Below are 15,294 nucleotides of genomic sequence, written 5' to 3'. Positions count from 1 at the left end.
CCGGCGCCATGCCGTGGCCCGGCACCGGTGATCCGCACGAATGGGGGCATGGATGCTGGGGACAGAGCCCAGCGGCGCGACACGGACCGTGATCGTGACCGTCGACGACGATCCCTCGGTGTCGCGTGCGGTCGCACGCGACCTGCGGCGGCGTTACGGCGAGGAGCACCGGATCGTCCGGGCGGAGTCCGGGGAGTCGGCGCTGGAGGCGCTGCGCGAGATGCGGCTGCGCGGTGACGCGGTCGCGGTGATCCTGGCGGATTACCGGATGCCCGCGATGAACGGCATCGAATTCCTCGAACGGGCGATGGATGTGTATCCGGGCGCCCGCCGGGTGCTGCTGACGGCGTACGCCGACACGGGCGCGGCCATCGACGCCATCAATGTGGTGGACCTCGACCACTATCTGCTCAAGCCCTGGGACCCGCCGGAGGAGAAGCTGTACCCGGTGGTGGACGCGCTGCTCGACGCCTGGCGCGCCTCGGACCACCGGCCGGTGCGGGAGACGAAGGTCATCGGTCACCGCTGGTCGGCGCGTTCGTCCGGGGTCCGCGAATTCCTGGCGCGCAATCAGGTGCCGTATCACTGGTACGCCTCGGACGAGCCGGAGGGCCAGAAGCTGCTGGCCGCCGCGGACGAGGACGGGGTACGGCTGCCGGTGGTGATCACCCCGGACGGCAAGCCGCTGGTGGAGCCCACCGACCAGGATCTGGCCAGCAGTGTCGGTCTGGCGACGACGCCCTCGGCGCGCTTCTACGACCTGGTGGTCATCGGCGGCGGCCCCGCCGGTCTCGGCTCCGCGGTCTACGGCGCGTCCGAGGGGCTGCGGACCGTGCTGGTGGAGCGCACCGCGACCGGCGGGCAGGCGGGGCAGAGCTCCCGGATCGAGAACTACCTGGGCTTCCCCGACGGGGTCTCCGGGGGGCAGCTCACCGACCGCGCGCACCGGCAGGCCACCCGCTTCGGCGCCGAGATCCTGACCGCGTGCGAGGTCACGGGGCTCGAGGTCAGCGGCTCGGCGCGGACCGTGACTTTCGCCGACGGCTCCGCGGTCTCGGCGCACACGGTGATCCTGGCGACCGGCGTGTCCTACCGGCAGCTCGACGCGCCCGGCGTGTCGGAGCTGACGGGACGCGGTGTGTTCTACGGTTCCGCGCTGACCGAGGCGGCCCGCTGCCAGGAGCAGGACGTGTACATCGTCGGCGGGGCGAATTCCGCCGGGCAGGCCGCGGTGTATCTGGCCAGGGGCGCCAAGTCCGTGACGATCCTGGTCCGGGGCGACTCGCTGACCTCGTCCATGTCGCACTATCTGGTGCAGCAGATCGGGGCCACCCCGGCGATCAAGGTGCGTACGCGCACGGAGGTCGTGTCCGCCGAGGGCGAGGACCATCTGGAGCGGATCACGCTGCGCGACACCACGACCGGCCTGACCGAGACGGTCGACGCGGGCTGGCTCTTCGTGTTCATCGGCGCCGCCCCGCTGACGGACTGGCTGGACGGGGTGGTGCTGCGCGACGAACGCGGGTTCGTCGTGGCCGGTCCCGATCTGGCGCCGCCGGGCGAACGCCCGGTGGACTGGCCGCTCGAGCGGCCCCCGTACCACCTGGAGACCAGCGTGCCGGGGGTGTTCGTGGCCGGTGACGCGCGCGCCGAGTCCGCCAAGCGGGTGGCGTCCGCGGTCGGCGAGGGCGCCATGGCCGTCATGCTCGTCCACCGATACCTGGAGCGGCTATGAGCGTCCAGTACCTGCCGTGCGACGTGGCCGAGCTGCGCTCGCTCTTCTTGTTCGAGAAGCTGACCGACGACCAGTTGGACTGGCTGTGCCGCAAGGGCCGGGTGCAGATGGAGGAGCCGGGCGCCGTCTATCTGGAGGGCGAGCCCGCGACCTGCTTCTACGTGCTGCTCGAGGGCACGGTGGTGATGTCGCGCCGGGTGGGCGCCGACGACGTGGAGGTCTCGCGCACCTCGGACCGCGGGGTCTACGCGGGCGCCTTCCAGTCGTATCTGGGCGACCGGGTGCCGCAGGTCTACAACAGCTCGCTGCGGGTCACCGAGCCGTCGCGCTTCTACGTGCTGTCGGCGGACCACTTCGCCGAGCTGATGCGCGAGTGGTTCCCGATGGCCGTGCACATGCTGGAGGGGCTGTTCTTCGGCAACCGCAGCACCAAGCAGGCCATCGGCCAGCGTGAGCGGCTACTGGCCCTGGGGTCGCTGTCGGCCGGTCTCACCCACGAGTTGAACAATCCGGCCGCGGCGGCGCTGCGGGCCACGGCCACGCTGCGCGAGCGGGTGGCCGGGATGCGGCACAAGCTCGGCATGATCGCCGGGGGGCCACTCGACCGGGCCACGCTCGCGACGCTGATCGAGCTCCAGGAGCGGGCGGTCGAGCAGTCCGCGAAGGCCGTGCAGCTCACCCCGATGGAGACCTCGGACCGCGAGGACGCCATCTCCGACTGGCTCGACGACCACGGCGTGACGGCCGGGTGGGACCTCGCGCCGAATTTCGTGCAGGCCGGGCTCGACACGGACTGGCTGGAGCGGGTGGCCGCGACGGTCACGCCCGACACCCTCGACAGCGCGATGCGGTGGCTGAACTACACGGTCGAGACCGAGCTGCTGATGAACGAGATCCAGGACTCCACGGCCCGGATCTCGACCCTGGTCAACGCGGCGCGGCAGTATTCGCAGCTCGACCGGGCGCCGTACCAGGTGGTGGACGTGCACGAGTTGCTGGAGAGCACGCTGCACATGCTGACCGGCAAATTCGGTCCGGGCATCAAGGTGGTCAAGGACTTCGACCGTACGCTGCCGAAGATCCCCGGCTATCCGGGTGAGCTGAACCAGGTGTGGACCAATCTCATCGACAACGCGGTGGCCGCGATGGAGGGGACGGGCACGCTGACGGTGCGTACGGCGCTGGACCGCGAGCAGCTTCTGGTCGAGTTCCGTGACACCGGAGCCGGTATCGCGCCGGAGATCCGGGAAAGGATCTTCGAGCCGTTCTTCACCACCAAGCCGGTGGGCGAGGGCACGGGGCTGGGACTCGACATCTCCTGGCGCATCGTGGTGAACAAGCACCACGGCGACCTCCAGGCGGAGTCGGTGCCCGGCGACACCCGTTTCCTGGTCCGCCTGCCGCTCACGGCGGAGCAGCCGGAGGCCGCACCTGATGCCGCGTCCGACGCCCGGCCGGAGGCGGCACCGCAGGCCAGCTCCGACAGTCCGTCCGACAATCAGCGGGAGCCGTCATGACGACCACCCCAGGTATCGACCCCACCGCCCGGCCCAGCGGGGCCGGTTGCGCCGACTGCGACGCGGCGGGCGGCTGGTGGTTCCATCTGCGCCGCTGCGCCCAGTGCGGGCACATCGGCTGCTGCGACTCGTCGCCCGCGCAGCACGCGAGCGCGCACTCGGCGGCCACCGGCCATCCGATCATGCGGACCTTCGAGCCGGGCGAGGACTGGTTCTGGGACTTCACGACCGACGCGTACGTCGAGACCGACGTGGCGCTGGCCCCGCCGCAGAGCCGTCCGGCCGACCAGCCGGTGCCGGGCCCGGCCGGCCGGGTCCCGGCGGACTGGCGCGCCCACCTCAACTGAGCGGCGGACGCGCCGAGTCGGCGTACCGCGCGGACCGGCGTACGTCGGGCGGGAGCACGCCGTCACGGCGTGCTCCCGGCCCGCGTACGCCGGATCCGTCAGCGGTGGGCGCTGCTGTTGCGGCGGCGGGTGAAGTAGACCGCGCCCGCGCCGAGGACCAGCAGGGCGGCGCCGCCGCCTGCGAAGGCCACGGTCTGCGAGCCGTTGCCGCCGGTCTCGGCCAGGTCACCGCTGGAGGTGTCGGAGGCCGGCTCCACGACCGGCGAGCCGACCGGGCCCGCGGAGTTCGTGGGCGACGCCGTCGGTGACGTGGTGTCGTCGACGACCGGGGCGCTGGAGCTCGGCGTCGTCGACGGAGTGTCGGACGGAGTGTCCGACGGCGAGTCCGACGGGGTGTCGGTGACGGAGTCCGTCGGGGACGGGCTGGTCGTCTCGCTGTCCGAGGGCTCGGGCGAGGTGGTGGTCGAGTCGCTGGGCTCGGGGCTGTCCGTCGTCTCGCTGGGGGACGGGGACGGGGAGTCGGTCACCGAGTCGCTGGGCGACGGGGACGGGGTGGAGCACGGCGCGCTGCCGTTCCACGCCGTGATCAGGTTCTCGGGGGTCGCGGAGTACGGGTAGCGCGGCAGCTTGCCGTGGCCCTTGCCCTCGCCGCCGTCGTACTTGATGCCGTTGCCGTACAGGTCGATCTGGCCGAAGCAGGACGGCGCGTAGGCGCTGACGTCCAGGGTGGCCCGGGTGTTCTTGTGGTCGAGCTGGGTGGTGTCCCAGCCGAGGAACGCCTGCGTGCCCGAGGTGTCCCAGGTGGGGCCCTCGGCGCTGTAGGAGGCGAGCGAGACGACGTACGTGCAGCCCTTGTTGACCTTGTCCGTCAGCCGGACCGTGATCTTCGTCGGGGCCGGGTCGTTGATCCGGCCGTTGTCGGACCAGGTCTTCCCGCCGTCCTCGGAGTGCTCGATGTGCGACCGGCCGCAGTTGTTCTTGTCGTTGCCGGACGCCTGCGCCGTACCGACGCCCGCCAGCGTGACGGCGGCGGTGAGCGAGCCGAGGCCGACCACGCCTATGGCTCGTCTGGTGATGGAACGCTGCACTGAATCTGCTCCCTGCACTGTGAACGGGCAGCGGAGGCAGGCGGAGCGGGTCGGACCCTACGCCGTGCGCGAGACTCGTGCCCGGTGGCCTGCGATGGAGTCTCGCCGCCGACGATGATCGGCCTGTTGGCCGGTGACCGAGTATGCCCGTGCGGGGGACGGTCTGTACAGCGCGAAAACGCCGTTTTCGCGGCTTTGCGGTCGGATTATCGCCCTGCGAATGTGTCGCCGCACTGATACCGAAATGGGGCGGCGTTCACGGGAGTTCGCAGGAGTTCCCAGGAGTTGACTGGAGTTCACCCGCGGCGGGGCGCTTCACCAGGAGTGCGTACAGGTGCCGCCGGGCGCGTGGAAGCAGGCGGTGACGGTCTTTCCGTCGGGGCGCGGGTGGGCCTCCCACTCGTCGGCGAGCGCGTCCACGATGGCCATGCCCCGGCCGTGGGTGCGCTCCTCGTCGGGCGCCTTCTCGGCGGGCAGCATGTCGGAGGAGTCGCTGACGCTCAGGTGCAGGCAGCAGCCGTCCCAGACCATGACGACCTGGGCCTCGCTGTGCGCGTGCACGTGGGCGTTGGTGACGAGTTCGGAGACGGTCAGGACGACGGAGTCCGCCGTGTCGGGCGCCTGCGTGCTCCAGCCGAGCACGTCCAGGTGCTCGCGCGCCCACTCGCGCCCGGCTCTGACGCCGTACGAGACAGGGAACGACCTGGCCCAGCCGACTGCTTTCACGGACATCTCGCACGCTCCCGCACCGAGTCGTTGTGTGCTCGCCGACCGAGCCCCGGCTCCGGTGACGGTCGGGGCCCCCGGCCGCCATGCCGGTGGGGCGATGGGCGGCCGGGCGCGGTCCCCTGCGAGTCCCCTGCGGGGGATGAACGTCCCCTACCCCCGCCCGCGAACGCCATGCCGGGCAGGTGGCGGGAGGCTTCCCGCCCCCGTACCGCTACCCCTTCAGCGCGTAGTCCATCAGCTTCCGCGCGTCCGCGGTGCGGGCCGCCTGCGTCGGGGCGGCGAGCACCGTGCCGATGACGGTCCTCTTGCCGCGGGTGGCCGCGAAGACCAGGCAGAACAGGGACACGGGCCCGGATCCGGTCTTGACCCCGGCGGCGCCGCGATAACTCCCGAGCAGCGTGTCGGTATTGGTCCACGTCATGGTGCGGTGGCCGCCGTTCTTCATCGCGACGCTCTGCCGGACCGACTTCGTCTTCACCACGGCACGGAACGTGGGGTATCGCATCGCGCTGCTCGCGATCCTCGTCAGATCGCGCGGAGTCGAGTAATTCGATCCGTTGCCGACGCCGTCGAACGAGTCGAAGTGGGTGTTACTCAGACCGATGCCCTTCGCCGTGGAGTTCATCTTCGCGATGAACGACTTCACGCGGGCGGCCCGCGTCCGGCCGCTGCCGAAGGTGTCGGCCAGCGCGTACGCCGCGTCGCAGCCGGACGGCAGCATCATCGCGTACAGCAACTGCCGGACGGTGGGCCGGTCGCCGACGACCAGACCGCCCGACGACGCGCGCTTGGCCACCACGTAGTCGTGGTACGCCTTCTGGACGGTGACCTGCGCGTTCAGGTCGAGGTGTTTGTCGGCCAGCACCACCCGGGCCGTCATGACCTTGCTGGTCGATCCGGTGGAACGGCGGGTGTCCGCGGCCTTCGTGAACAGTGTCCGGCCGGTGCCGTCGTCCATCACGAAGCCGCCCTTGGCGACGATCGCGGGGGCGGCGGTCCGGGACGCCGTCGCCGCGGGCGCCGGGGTCGCTTCGACGCGGGCCGGGACCGCGAGCCCGGTGGACGCCAGAACGGCCCCTGCCGTGAGGGCCGCCACGGACATGCGACGAATGATATTACTGCCGGTTTTCACGACGAATACTCCAACGGTCAACCCTGCGCGGGCGTTCAAGAACGCGACTCGACCAGGGGATGCGCGGGCGGACCCGATGGATGTACGCGCGACGACGAATTCACCCGCCCGCCGTACGTCCCGGCGGATCGGCGTAGCACGATCTTCTGATCCGACCATGTGATCCGACGTCCTGGTCCGGCGTACTGATCCGACATTCTGATCCGGTGTTCTCGTCGGCGAATCTCGGCCGACCCCGCCGCAATCGCACGGCTCCGGCCCGTTCGGTCCGAGTACGGGGCCGTCGGTCCCTCACGCCGAGCGCCGAAAGCGGGGATGCTGGAGGCAGGGGGACGGAACACGCCAAGGAGGTCCACTCATGACACGCGCGATCGTCACGGGCGCCGTCGTCGCGGGGACGGACGGCTCGGCCGAGAGCCTCGCGGCGGCGGACTGGGCCGCGGACGACGCCGTGCGCCGCGGCCTCCCGCTGCGTCTCGTACAGGCGGTCCCGCCCGGACACGGCCGTACGGAACCGGTCACGCCGGCGGGTCCCCGTGAGCGCGTGCCGCGTCCCGCGTGGTCCGCCCACCCGACCGCGGACGAGATCGGCCGCCGGCATCCGGACCTGTCCGTCACCGTCGACCAGATCGCCGAGCAGGTGCTTCCGGTGCTCTTCTCCGCGGCCGACAGCGCCGAGCTGATGGTGCTGGGCACACGAGGCGCGGGGGCGGTGCAGGAGCTTGTGCTCGGCTCGACCGCGCTCACCGTCGCGGGCCGGGCACCGGTCCCCGTGGTCCTGGTGAGCGCCGCTTCCGGCGCGGGCGCTCCGCCGGGAGCCGACGGCGCCGGTGACGTCGTCCTCGGCCTCGATCTGGCCGCGCCGGACGGCCGACCGGTCGAATTCGCCTTCGACGAAGCCGCCCGGCGCGGCGCGCGGCTGCGCGTCGTCCACGGCTGGAGCGAGCCGCTCCACGACGGCGCCGGGCCCGTCGATCCCGATCAGGCGCTCGCGGCTGCCCTGGGCCCCTGGGCCGAGAAGCACCCCCGTACCCCGGTGGTCACCGAGGCCGTGGTCGCGGGGGCCGCCGCGCGGCTCGCGGCGGCGGCATCGCACGCCGCGCTCCTCGTCCTGGGCCGCCGCCCCCGTACCACCCCGGTCAGCGCGCATCTCGGTTCGACCGCGCACGCCGTTCTCCGCCGGGTGACGCTGCCGGTGGCGATCGTGCCGCACGCCCCGGCGGGCACCTGAGGCGATTGGTCCGTCGCCGCCGCGCCCCGCGAGCGGCGCGGCCCCGGGCCGTCCGGTTCGGTCGGCCGTCGACCGGATCGCGTCGTCGAGCCGGTGCCCGAACGGCCTCGGGGGGAAGGCCGGTTGGCCCGTGGTGAACGTGACCGGGGCTGCCGGACAGTGCGGGTATGAAGAAGCGAATCGTCATCCTGGGAAACGGCAGTACCGGAATCCTGGCGGCCAACAGACTGCGCCGCCGGTACGACGAGAGCGAATTCCAGATCGTCGTGGTCGGGAAATACGACACACGTGACCACGAGGTCGAACTTCTCATGGCCATCGGTGTCCTCGGCTCGCGCACCCTCCTGCCGCCGGAGGACGGCCGGCTCCGCGCCGGGATCGACTTCCGTCACACGGAGATCGGCAGTGTCGACGTGGCCCGGCGGGAGGTCTGCTGCACCGACGGCTCCTCGATCGGTTACGACGTCCTCGTGGTCGCCACCGGAGCGCGGCCCGTACCGACGCCGGACGGTGTGCTGTACGGCGGCACCAGGTACGTCGTACGCTCCGCCGGGCTCGGCGACGCGTGCGGTCTCGTCCGGGTGGACCCCCGTACCCTCCAGTCCCGCGCCGCTCCCGAGGTGTTCGCCGTCGGCGCCGCGACGGGAACACCGGCCGACACCGGCGCGGGCCCGCACGTCGCGGTCGAACACCTGGTGGCGGGCGTGCGGGAATTCCTCACCCGCACGGCGGACCAGGCGCCCGTGAGCGTGCCCGCGCGGGAGCCGCGAGACGCAGCACAGCCCTCGTAGCCGCTCGTACGCCGATTCTCGCCTCGGCACTCGGCCGCCGTCAGGGCACCTCAGCCGATACGGTGTGGGCAGGGGCTGATGCTCGGGGTTCGCGGTGCGCGTGGAGGACCGGTGGGAGAGGACGGCGACAGCTCGGGCGGGCGCTTGCCCCGTTTGCAGCTCGATGAGCTGCTGGACGAGTTGCAGGTCCGCATCGGGGCGGTGCGCGGCACGCAGAATCGGGTGCACAGCCTGCTGGAGGCCGTGCTGTCGGTGGGCCGGGAGCTGGACCTCGCGCATGTGCTGCGGCGGATCGTGGAGACCGCGGTCGCCTTGGTGGACGCCGAGTACGGCGCGCTGGGCGTGATCGGCGACGACGCCCGGCTCTCGGAGTTCCTGACCGTCGGGGTGTCCGAGGAGGAGGCCCGCGCGATCGGGCCGCTGCCCTCGGGGCACGGTCTGCTCGGCGAGCTGATCCGCCACCCGGAGCCGCTGCGGCTCGCGGAGCTGTCCGATCACCCGGCGTCGTACGGCTTCCCGGCGAACCATCCGCCGATGCGCTCCTTCCTCGGGGTGCCGATCCGGGTCCGCGACGAGGTCTTCGGAAACATCTACCTCACCGAGAAGCGCGGTGGCCGGGAGTTCGACGGCGACGACGAGACGCTGCTGTCGACCCTGGCGGTCGCGGCGGGTGTCGCGATCGAGAACGCGCGGCTGTACAAGACCGCCCGCGAGGGGCAGCGGTGGATGGCGGCCAACGCGGAGATCGTGAGCAAGCTGCTGTCGGGCGCCGGTGAGATGGATGTGCTCGGACTGATCGTCGAGCACGGCCGGCACATCCTGGCCGCGGACCTGGGCGTGGTGGCGCTGCCCGTCGAGGGGACCACCGACCTCCAGGTGATGATCGCCGTGGGCGTGGACGCCGAGACCCACCGCGGTCTGGTGCTGCCGTGCGAGGGCTCGTTCATGGGCGCCGCGATGGCCGCGGCGCGGCCGATCACCACGGTGGAGATCGCCAAGGACCCGCGGGTGACGTCGGGGCCGCCGCGCTGGAACGGCCTGGGGCCGACGATCGCCGTGCCGATGATGGCGGGCGGCGCGGTGCGCGGTGTGCTGCTGCTCGCCCGCGAGCTGGGTTCTGTCCCCTTCACCGAGGCGGAGTCCTCGCCGCTGCTGAGCTTCGCCGGGCAGGCCGCGCTGGCGCTGGAGCTGGCCGAGCGGCGGCGCGGCGCCGAGCAGCTCGCGCTGCTGGAGGACCGCGACCGGATCGCCCGTGACCTGCACGACCTGGCCATCCAGCGGCTGTTCGCCACGGGGATGACCTTGCAGAGCGCGGTGCGCTTCGTCCAGCACCCGGAGGCGAGCGAGCGGCTGCTGCGCGCGGTAGACGACCTGGACGAGACCATCAAGATCATTCGCTCGACGATCTTCGGGCTGCGCTCGCACGACCGGGAGCGGACCGCGCGCGGCCTTCGGATACGTGCCTCGATGGCGGTCGAGGACGCGGTCCCGACGCTCGGCTTCACCCCCGCCCTGCGGATGGAGGGGCTGATCGACACCGATGTGCCCACGCCGGTCGCGGAGGAGACCGTCGCCGTCCTGGTCGAAGCCCTCTCCAACGTCGGACGGCACGCCCGGGCGACCTCCGCCGAGGTCTCCCTGGTCGTCGCCTCCGGGACCCTGACCGTCACGGTCGACGACGACGGCGTGGGCGCCCCTTCCGGCGGGCACCGCAGCGGGCTGCGCAATCTGGAGGAGCGGGCCGCGCGGCTCGGGGGCCAGCTGACCCTCTCCGCCAGCCCCCGCGGCGGCACCCGCCTGGTCTGGCGGGTGCCGGCCGCCCCGCCCTCGGCGGGGCCCAAGGCGTAGCCGGGCGCCGCGCGCGTCAACGACCCTCCAGGTCAATACACCTAGGGCCTGTCCGGCGGATCATGGGCGGTCCAGGCGGCGCCTGGCGCGTGCGAGCGCAAGGCGCCGGGATGGCCTCATAGCGGAGCTATTCGGGTATTCCGGCAACGCGGCGGGCGTGCGTGCCAGGGGTCGAAGGGGCCGTTCGTGATCCGCCGGACAGGCCCTCGGGCGTGTGCGTTCCGGCATCGGTGACGTCGGCGACGGGGCGCCGGGGTGTGGCCGGGCCCTCCGGTCCGTAGCCGAGGCGGATCAGCATCTGTACGTGTTCCATGCCGCCGCGCGGGTCGCGCAGCAGCCACCGCAGGTCGTCCCATTCCAGCGCCTGATGGAGCAGTGACGCGCGGACAGTGTGAGCGGTCGCGACGAGCAGGACGTGCTCCAGCGCCTGACCGGCGCGCAGCCAGTCGGCGGGGCGGTCGTGGCAGGTGGACAGGACCGCGATCACCGGGTGCCGCTCGAAGGCCGCGGAAGGCTGGTAGTTCTCCGGGCGCAGCGCGGAGAAGTCCCGCAGCGGCAGTCGGCCCGCGCTGTCCTGGGGGCCGAGCGCCCGGCCCGGCAGGCCGTCCGCGCTCCCCTCACGGATCCAGCTCCGGCTCTCGGCCCGGCGGTCGGAATCGCTCATGCCGCGCCGCTCGGCCTCCGTGGTGAACTCCAGCAGGCGGGCCGTCTCCTCCGCGGCGGGCCGTACCAGCCGGGCGCCCTCGGCGTCCGCGGCCTCGGCCAGTTCGGTCAGCACCTGGGCGGGAAGCGCCTGCTCGGAGAACGGCAGACGGCTGCTGTGCCGCCGCCAGATCGCGTCGTACAGGTCCTGCCGGTCGCGGCGGGCACCGGTCGGCAGCGGTCCGGCCAGGCGTACGGAGGCCAGCAGGTCGGGCTCGGCGGGGTCGGGCAGCAGCCGCGGCACCGGGTCCCAGCCGAAGTGGGCGACCGCGACCCGGAGGTTGAACAGGGCGGCGCCGACCGACAGGTGGACGGCGCGTCCCATCGGGTCGACGTGCCGCAGCCCGCGGTCGACGGCCGCCCGTACCTCCAGCGTGCTGGTGTCGGGGTCGAGCCGGAACCGCCACGGCTGAGTGTTGTGGATCGAAGGCGCCGCGCCCGCCGCGGAGATCAGCTTCTCCAGGGTCTCCGCGTCCAGTGGTGCGGTCCGCATCGTGTTCTCCTCCCGGCCGTCCTGCTTCCAGGCTGACGGAGCACGACGGGCGGCGGGAGGGGCCGTTTGGTGCCCGGCCGGAGGGCCGGTCGGCCCCGTGTTCAGCGGCGGCCGTGCTCCGGCCCGGAGTGCTGGGCGGTGTCGTGCGTGGCCATGACGGCCGCCTGGATGCGGCGCTCCACGCCGAGCTTGGCCAGCAGCCGCGAGACGTTGTTCTTGACCGTCTTCTCCGACAGGTACAGGCGCTTGCCGATCTGGCCGTTGGTGAGTCCCTCACCGACGAGTTGGAGGATCTCGCGCTCGCGCGGTGACAGCGAGGCGAGCGCCTCGACCTCGGGTTCCGCCGTCGCTGTCGGGCCGCCGCCGCGCAGATTGCTCATCAGCCGGGAGGTGGTGGCCGGGTCGAGCATCGACTGCCCCGAGGCGACGGTCCGCACGGCGGCGACCAGGTCGGAGCCCTTGATCTGCTTGAGCACATAGCCCGCTGCGCCCGCCATGATCGCGTCGAGCAGCGCGTCGTCGTCATCGAAGGACGTCAGCATCAGGCAGGCGAGACCGGGCATCCGCGACCGCAGCTCGCGGCAGACGGTGATGCCGTCGCCGTCGGGCAGCCGGACGTCCAGGACGGCGACGTCCGGCCGCAGGGCCGGTCCGCGGGCCTCGGCCTGTGCGGCGGTCGCGGCCTCGCCGACCACCTCGATGTCGGGTTCCGAGCCGAGCAGGTCGTGGACGCCGCGCCGGACGACCTCGTGGTCGTCCAGCAGGAAGACCCTGATCGGCGCCTGCGGTGAGAACTGCCGTACTTCGGTCATGTGCGCCGATCCTTCGCCCTGTCGTGTGCCGCGCCCGGTCCTCCGATCATGAACGGTCGTACGGACCCGTTGCTAGGGCCGAACGGTCCCTTGGCCGGTATCGGACGTCGGGGCAGGGTCTGGAGCGCAGTTGTCGCCCATCGCGGGCCCACGGCCGGGAAGCCGCTCAGCCTCCTTCGCTTCCGCGTTCTCCGCGGCTCACGGGCTGCTCACCGCTCGAGCAGTCTGGCCCGGGTGCTCTGCAACCGGTGGGCGACGACCTCGCCGACCTTCATCGCCAGGGCTCGTCCGAACACCGGATCCGCTTCGGCCAGCGCCCGTACCACGGTGGCGTCGAACTCCTGTGCCCGCACGGGGCTTTGGGCCTGGGCGCCCATCTGCCAGACGTACGGCGGGAACAGCCAGGACCAGCCGAGCAGGTCTCCGGGGCCCAGCATCTCCACCTCGGGGGCCGGGCGCCCGGGCCGCCGGAGGTCGAGGGTGACGGCGCCGGTGCGCACGACCCAGAACCGGTCGGCCCGCTCGCCCTCCTCGTAGATCCGGGTGCCCGCGGGGAACGACACCTCTCGGGCAAGGCTCTCCAGCCGCTGCCGTCCGGGGGACGGGAGCGAGCTGAACAGGCCAGTGGTAGCGGTTCTCATCACCGTGCCCCTTCCGGTCGCGTCGCTTCGGCGAGGGAGTCGCCGAAGCGTGAGGTGAGTCTGTTGACGACGCCGACGACCCCGTCGATCCGTCCGGTCATCCAGCCGGCCACCGGCACCTGGTCCGCCCGCTCCAGCCGGCCCTCCAGGGTGACCACGCCGCCGGTGACCGTGACCCCCACCGCGTCCGACGGCGCCCAGAAGGTCTTGACGAAGACCTCGTCGATCACCTCGGCGCGGATCTCGTCGTCCGGGCGGAGGAAGACCCGCAGCAGGTCGCGCCGGGTCACGATGCCGACCAGGCGGCTCTCCTCGTCGAGGACGGGCAGCCGCTCCACCCCGTGCTCCAGCATGGTGCGCGCGGCGCCGACGACCGACTCGTACGCCTGGACGGTGACGGCCGGGGCCGACATCAGCTCACCCGCGGTGCGGGCGCGGGCCTTGGCCGCCTTCCGGTACGCGGCACGGTTCAAGGACATGCGCCGCGCGGGGACGTTCCACGCCTGCTCCGCCTGGCGGAACAACAGGTCGGTCGCGGAGATCACCCCGATCACCTTCTCGTCGTCGTCCACCACCGGCACACCGCTCACCCGGTGCTTCCCGAGCAGCCCGGCGATGTCCTTGAACGGTGTCGCGGGGCGGACGCTGACGACGTCACTCGTCATCACGATCCCGACCTCACGCTGCTTCATGACCCACTCCTCCGCGGACGCGCTCGCCTGCCGCCCCTCTCCCTTCACGGTGCGGCGCGCGCACTCCGTGTTCCAGGGCCACAAGGGGTGGCCGCCCCGGCCGACCGGCCCTCGCGAGGTCCCGGCGCCGGGGCCGGTGGGCCGACTCGCGCCGCCGTCCGGTTCCGCTCCACGTCGGCCAGGTACCGGCACGGAGCCCGCGGCGAAACCTCCTTTTATATGTATAACCAGGAGAATGGAGAGATAAAGGGTAAAACGGTGAGATATCGGGGCGTCCGGTCGAGGTGCGGGCCGGTTCGGCCTCGGCGGCGAGAAGGGAACGGCCATGGCGTGCGGAAGCCTGCGGGTGTATCTCGGGGCGGCCCCAGGGGTGGGCAAGACGTACGCGATGCTCGGCGAGGGCCACCTGCGTGCCGACCAGGGCACCGACGTGGTCATCGCCTTCGTGGAGGACTACGGCAGGCCGCTGACCCACCGGATGGCGGAGGGCCTGGAGCAGGTGCCGCGCCGGACCGTCGGATACCGCGACTGCGCCTTCACGGAGATGGACCTCGACGCCGTCCTCGCCCGCCGCCCGCAACTCGCGCTGGTCGACGAGATGGCCCACACCAACATCCCCGGTGCACGGAACAAGAAGCGCTGGCAGGACGTCCACGAATTGCTCGACGCGGGCATCAACGTGATCTCCACCGTCAACATCCAGCATCTCGAATCGCTCAACGACGTGGTGGAGCACATCACCGGGGCCAGACAGCGCGAGACCGTTCCGGACGACGTGGTCCGCGGCGCGGACCAGATCGAGCTCGTGGACATGTCCGCCGAGGCGCTGAGGCAGCGGATGGCCGACGGCGACATCTATCCGCCGGAGCGGGCCGAGCTGGCACTGGTCAACTACTTCCGCGCCGGAAACCTCACCGCCCTGCGCGAGATCGCCCTGCTGTGGGCAGCCGACCGGGTGGAGGAGGCTCTTCAGCGCTACCGCGAGGGCCACGGCATCCAGCAGCCCTGGTCCGCGCGCGAGCGGGTGCTGGTCGCCCTCTCCGGCGGCGCGGAGGGCGACACCCTCATCCGGCGCGCCAAGCGCACCGCGTCCCGCGGCGCGGGAGGCGAATTCCTCGCCGTCCACGTCGAGCCCGACGACGCGTCGACGTCCCCTCGCGCTCACCTGCCGACCGAACAGCGCGCGCTGGTGGAAGAGCTCGGCGGCACGTACCACACGCTCACCAGCGGCGACCCGGCCCGCGCCGTCCTCGACTTCGCCCGGCGGGTGAGCGCCAGCCAGATCCTGATCGGCGCGACCCGGCGCACCCGCCTCCAGAGGCTGTTCAGCCGGGGTGTCGGCGAGATCATCGTCGAGGGCTCGGGCGACGACATCGACGTATGCGTCGTCACCCATTCCCGTGCCGCCCACGGCCGGCTGCTCCGCGGCCACCAGGCCAGGCAGGACGGCTGAGTCACGCGCGGCGCTCCGCCCGACGGGGCGTCGGCCCCACGCGCCGGGGCGGTTGCTCCGCGAGCGATGCGGAAGGCGTCTCC

14 protein-coding genes are annotated in these 15,294 nt (G+C 72.2%); 7 read left to right on the top strand and 7 right to left on the bottom strand.

Annotated features, from left to right (window positions below; translation table 11 throughout):
- Nucleotides 1-52: 52 nt before the first annotated feature.
- The 3 genes from ACZ4EF_RS33785 to ACZ4EF_RS33775 are packed head-to-tail and all read left to right on the top strand — an operon-like array spanning nucleotide 53 to nucleotide 3,599.
- Nucleotides 53-1,735, top strand: a complete 1,683-nt coding sequence (locus tag ACZ4EF_RS33785; protein ID WP_355349742.1) for an NAD(P)/FAD-dependent oxidoreductase — start codon at nucleotides 53-55, stop codon at nucleotides 1,733-1,735.
- A complete protein-coding gene (locus ACZ4EF_RS33780) occupies nucleotides 1,732-3,252 on the top strand; it encodes an ATP-binding protein (protein WP_355349745.1) in 1,521 nt (506 codons plus the stop codon). The genes ACZ4EF_RS33785 and ACZ4EF_RS33780 overlap by 4 nt, the downstream gene beginning before the upstream one ends.
- Entirely contained in the window at nucleotides 3,249-3,599 is a 351-nt protein-coding gene (locus ACZ4EF_RS33775) for a UBP-type zinc finger domain-containing protein (RefSeq protein WP_355349748.1), read from the top strand. Before ACZ4EF_RS33780 ends, ACZ4EF_RS33775 begins: the two co-directional genes overlap by 4 nt.
- 98 nt (nucleotides 3,600-3,697) lie before the next feature.
- Here ACZ4EF_RS33775 and ACZ4EF_RS33770 read toward each other — a convergent pair whose 3' ends face one another.
- The 3 genes from ACZ4EF_RS33770 to ACZ4EF_RS33760 all read right to left on the bottom strand — a co-directional run bounded on the left by ACZ4EF_RS33770 (nucleotide 3,698) and on the right by ACZ4EF_RS33760 (nucleotide 6,518).
- Nucleotides 3,698-4,687: an LAETG motif-containing sortase-dependent surface protein gene (locus ACZ4EF_RS33770; RefSeq protein ID WP_467350219.1), complete on the bottom strand. Its 990-nt coding sequence runs from the start codon at nucleotides 4,685-4,687 to the stop codon at nucleotides 3,698-3,700.
- 315 nt (nucleotides 4,688-5,002) lie between these two features.
- Nucleotides 5,003-5,419 carry an ATP-binding protein gene (locus ACZ4EF_RS33765; RefSeq protein WP_355349754.1) on the bottom strand — a complete coding sequence of 139 codons (417 nt, stop codon included), beginning with the start codon at nucleotides 5,417-5,419 and terminating at the stop codon, nucleotides 5,003-5,005.
- A gap of 208 nt (nucleotides 5,420-5,627) precedes the next feature.
- Nucleotides 5,628-6,518 (bottom strand): D-alanyl-D-alanine carboxypeptidase family protein, encoded by an 891-nt coding sequence (locus ACZ4EF_RS33760; protein ID WP_467507947.1) that lies wholly within the window; start codon nucleotides 6,516-6,518, stop codon nucleotides 5,628-5,630.
- A 388-nt stretch (nucleotides 6,519-6,906) separates the two neighbouring features.
- On the opposite strand from ACZ4EF_RS33760, the gene ACZ4EF_RS33755 reads away from it, so the two are divergent.
- The 3 genes from ACZ4EF_RS33755 (at nucleotide 6,907) to ACZ4EF_RS33745 (ending at nucleotide 10,418) form a co-directional block, all read left to right on the top strand.
- Nucleotides 6,907-7,779 carry a universal stress protein gene (locus ACZ4EF_RS33755; RefSeq protein ID WP_467507945.1) on the top strand — a complete coding sequence of 291 codons (873 nt, stop codon included), beginning with the start codon at nucleotides 6,907-6,909 and terminating at the stop codon, nucleotides 7,777-7,779.
- A gap of 167 nt (nucleotides 7,780-7,946) precedes the next feature.
- Complete coding sequence (locus ACZ4EF_RS33750) at nucleotides 7,947-8,570, top strand: FAD-dependent oxidoreductase (protein WP_467507943.1); 624 nt, start codon at nucleotides 7,947-7,949, stop codon at nucleotides 8,568-8,570.
- Between the two features lie 78 nt (nucleotides 8,571-8,648).
- Nucleotides 8,649-10,418 (top strand): sensor histidine kinase, encoded by a 1,770-nt coding sequence (locus ACZ4EF_RS33745; protein ID WP_467507941.1) that lies wholly within the window; start codon nucleotides 8,649-8,651, stop codon nucleotides 10,416-10,418.
- A 127-nt stretch (nucleotides 10,419-10,545) separates the two neighbouring features.
- On the opposite strand, the gene ACZ4EF_RS33740 is transcribed toward ACZ4EF_RS33745, so the two are convergent.
- From ACZ4EF_RS33740 to ACZ4EF_RS33725, 4 genes are all read right to left on the bottom strand, one after another.
- Complete coding sequence (locus ACZ4EF_RS33740; protein WP_355347435.1) at nucleotides 10,546-11,613, bottom strand: Acg family FMN-binding oxidoreductase; 1,068 nt, start codon at nucleotides 11,611-11,613, stop codon at nucleotides 10,546-10,548.
- Between the two features lie 101 nt (nucleotides 11,614-11,714).
- Nucleotides 11,715-12,425 (bottom strand): response regulator, encoded by a 711-nt coding sequence (locus ACZ4EF_RS33735; protein ID WP_467507939.1) that lies wholly within the window; start codon nucleotides 12,423-12,425, stop codon nucleotides 11,715-11,717.
- A gap of 209 nt (nucleotides 12,426-12,634) precedes the next feature.
- Complete coding sequence (locus ACZ4EF_RS33730) at nucleotides 12,635-13,066, bottom strand: cyclic nucleotide-binding domain-containing protein (protein ID WP_355347441.1); 432 nt, start codon at nucleotides 13,064-13,066, stop codon at nucleotides 12,635-12,637.
- The gene (locus ACZ4EF_RS33725; RefSeq protein ID WP_467507937.1) at nucleotides 13,066-13,758 is read right to left on the bottom strand and encodes a CBS domain-containing protein; all 693 of its coding nucleotides are present in this window, start codon (nucleotides 13,756-13,758) and stop codon (nucleotides 13,066-13,068) included. Before ACZ4EF_RS33725 ends, ACZ4EF_RS33730 begins: the two co-directional genes overlap by 1 nt.
- 325 nt (nucleotides 13,759-14,083) lie before the next feature.
- Between ACZ4EF_RS33725 and ACZ4EF_RS33720 the strand changes: the two genes are divergently transcribed.
- Complete coding sequence (locus ACZ4EF_RS33720; protein ID WP_467507935.1) at nucleotides 14,084-15,211, top strand: universal stress protein; 1,128 nt, start codon at nucleotides 14,084-14,086, stop codon at nucleotides 15,209-15,211.
- Nucleotides 15,212-15,294 lie beyond the last annotated feature (83 nt).

The sequence above is a fragment of the Streptomyces sp. NPDC025721 genome (genome assembly GCF_055558595.1).
Note: the sequence above shows the minus strand (reverse complement) of the source record. Positions and strands in the feature narration are given on the sequence as shown.

Excerpts from the sequence above, each read along its gene's own strand:
- ACZ4EF_RS33785 (WP_355349742.1), top strand. The coding sequence starts at position 53 with ATGCTGGGGACAGAGCCCAGCGGCGCGACACGGACCGTGATCGTGACC.
- ACZ4EF_RS33780 (WP_355349745.1), top strand. The coding sequence starts at position 1,732 with ATGAGCGTCCAGTACCTGCCGTGCGACGTGGCCGAGCTGCGCTCGCTC.
- ACZ4EF_RS33775 (WP_355349748.1), top strand. The coding sequence starts at position 3,249 with ATGACGACCACCCCAGGTATCGACCCCACCGCCCGGCCCAGCGGGGCC.
- ACZ4EF_RS33765 (WP_355349754.1), bottom strand. The coding sequence starts at position 5,419 with ATGTCCGTGAAAGCAGTCGGCTGGGCCAGGTCGTTCCCTGTCTCGTAC.
- ACZ4EF_RS33760 (WP_467507947.1), bottom strand. The coding sequence starts at position 6,518 with ATGTCCGTGGCGGCCCTCACGGCAGGGGCCGTTCTGGCGTCCACCGGG.
- ACZ4EF_RS33755 (WP_467507945.1), top strand. The coding sequence starts at position 6,907 with ATGACACGCGCGATCGTCACGGGCGCCGTCGTCGCGGGGACGGACGGC.
- ACZ4EF_RS33750 (WP_467507943.1), top strand. The coding sequence starts at position 7,947 with ATGAAGAAGCGAATCGTCATCCTGGGAAACGGCAGTACCGGAATCCTG.
- ACZ4EF_RS33745 (WP_467507941.1), top strand. The coding sequence starts at position 8,649 with ATGCTCGGGGTTCGCGGTGCGCGTGGAGGACCGGTGGGAGAGGACGGC.
- ACZ4EF_RS33740 (WP_355347435.1), bottom strand. The coding sequence starts at position 11,613 with ATGCGGACCGCACCACTGGACGCGGAGACCCTGGAGAAGCTGATCTCC.
- ACZ4EF_RS33735 (WP_467507939.1), bottom strand. The coding sequence starts at position 12,425 with ATGACCGAAGTACGGCAGTTCTCACCGCAGGCGCCGATCAGGGTCTTC.
- ACZ4EF_RS33730 (WP_355347441.1), bottom strand. The coding sequence starts at position 13,066 with ATGAGAACCGCTACCACTGGCCTGTTCAGCTCGCTCCCGTCCCCCGGA.
- ACZ4EF_RS33725 (WP_467507937.1), bottom strand. The coding sequence starts at position 13,758 with ATGAAGCAGCGTGAGGTCGGGATCGTGATGACGAGTGACGTCGTCAGC.
- ACZ4EF_RS33720 (WP_467507935.1), top strand. The coding sequence starts at position 14,084 with ATGGCGTGCGGAAGCCTGCGGGTGTATCTCGGGGCGGCCCCAGGGGTG.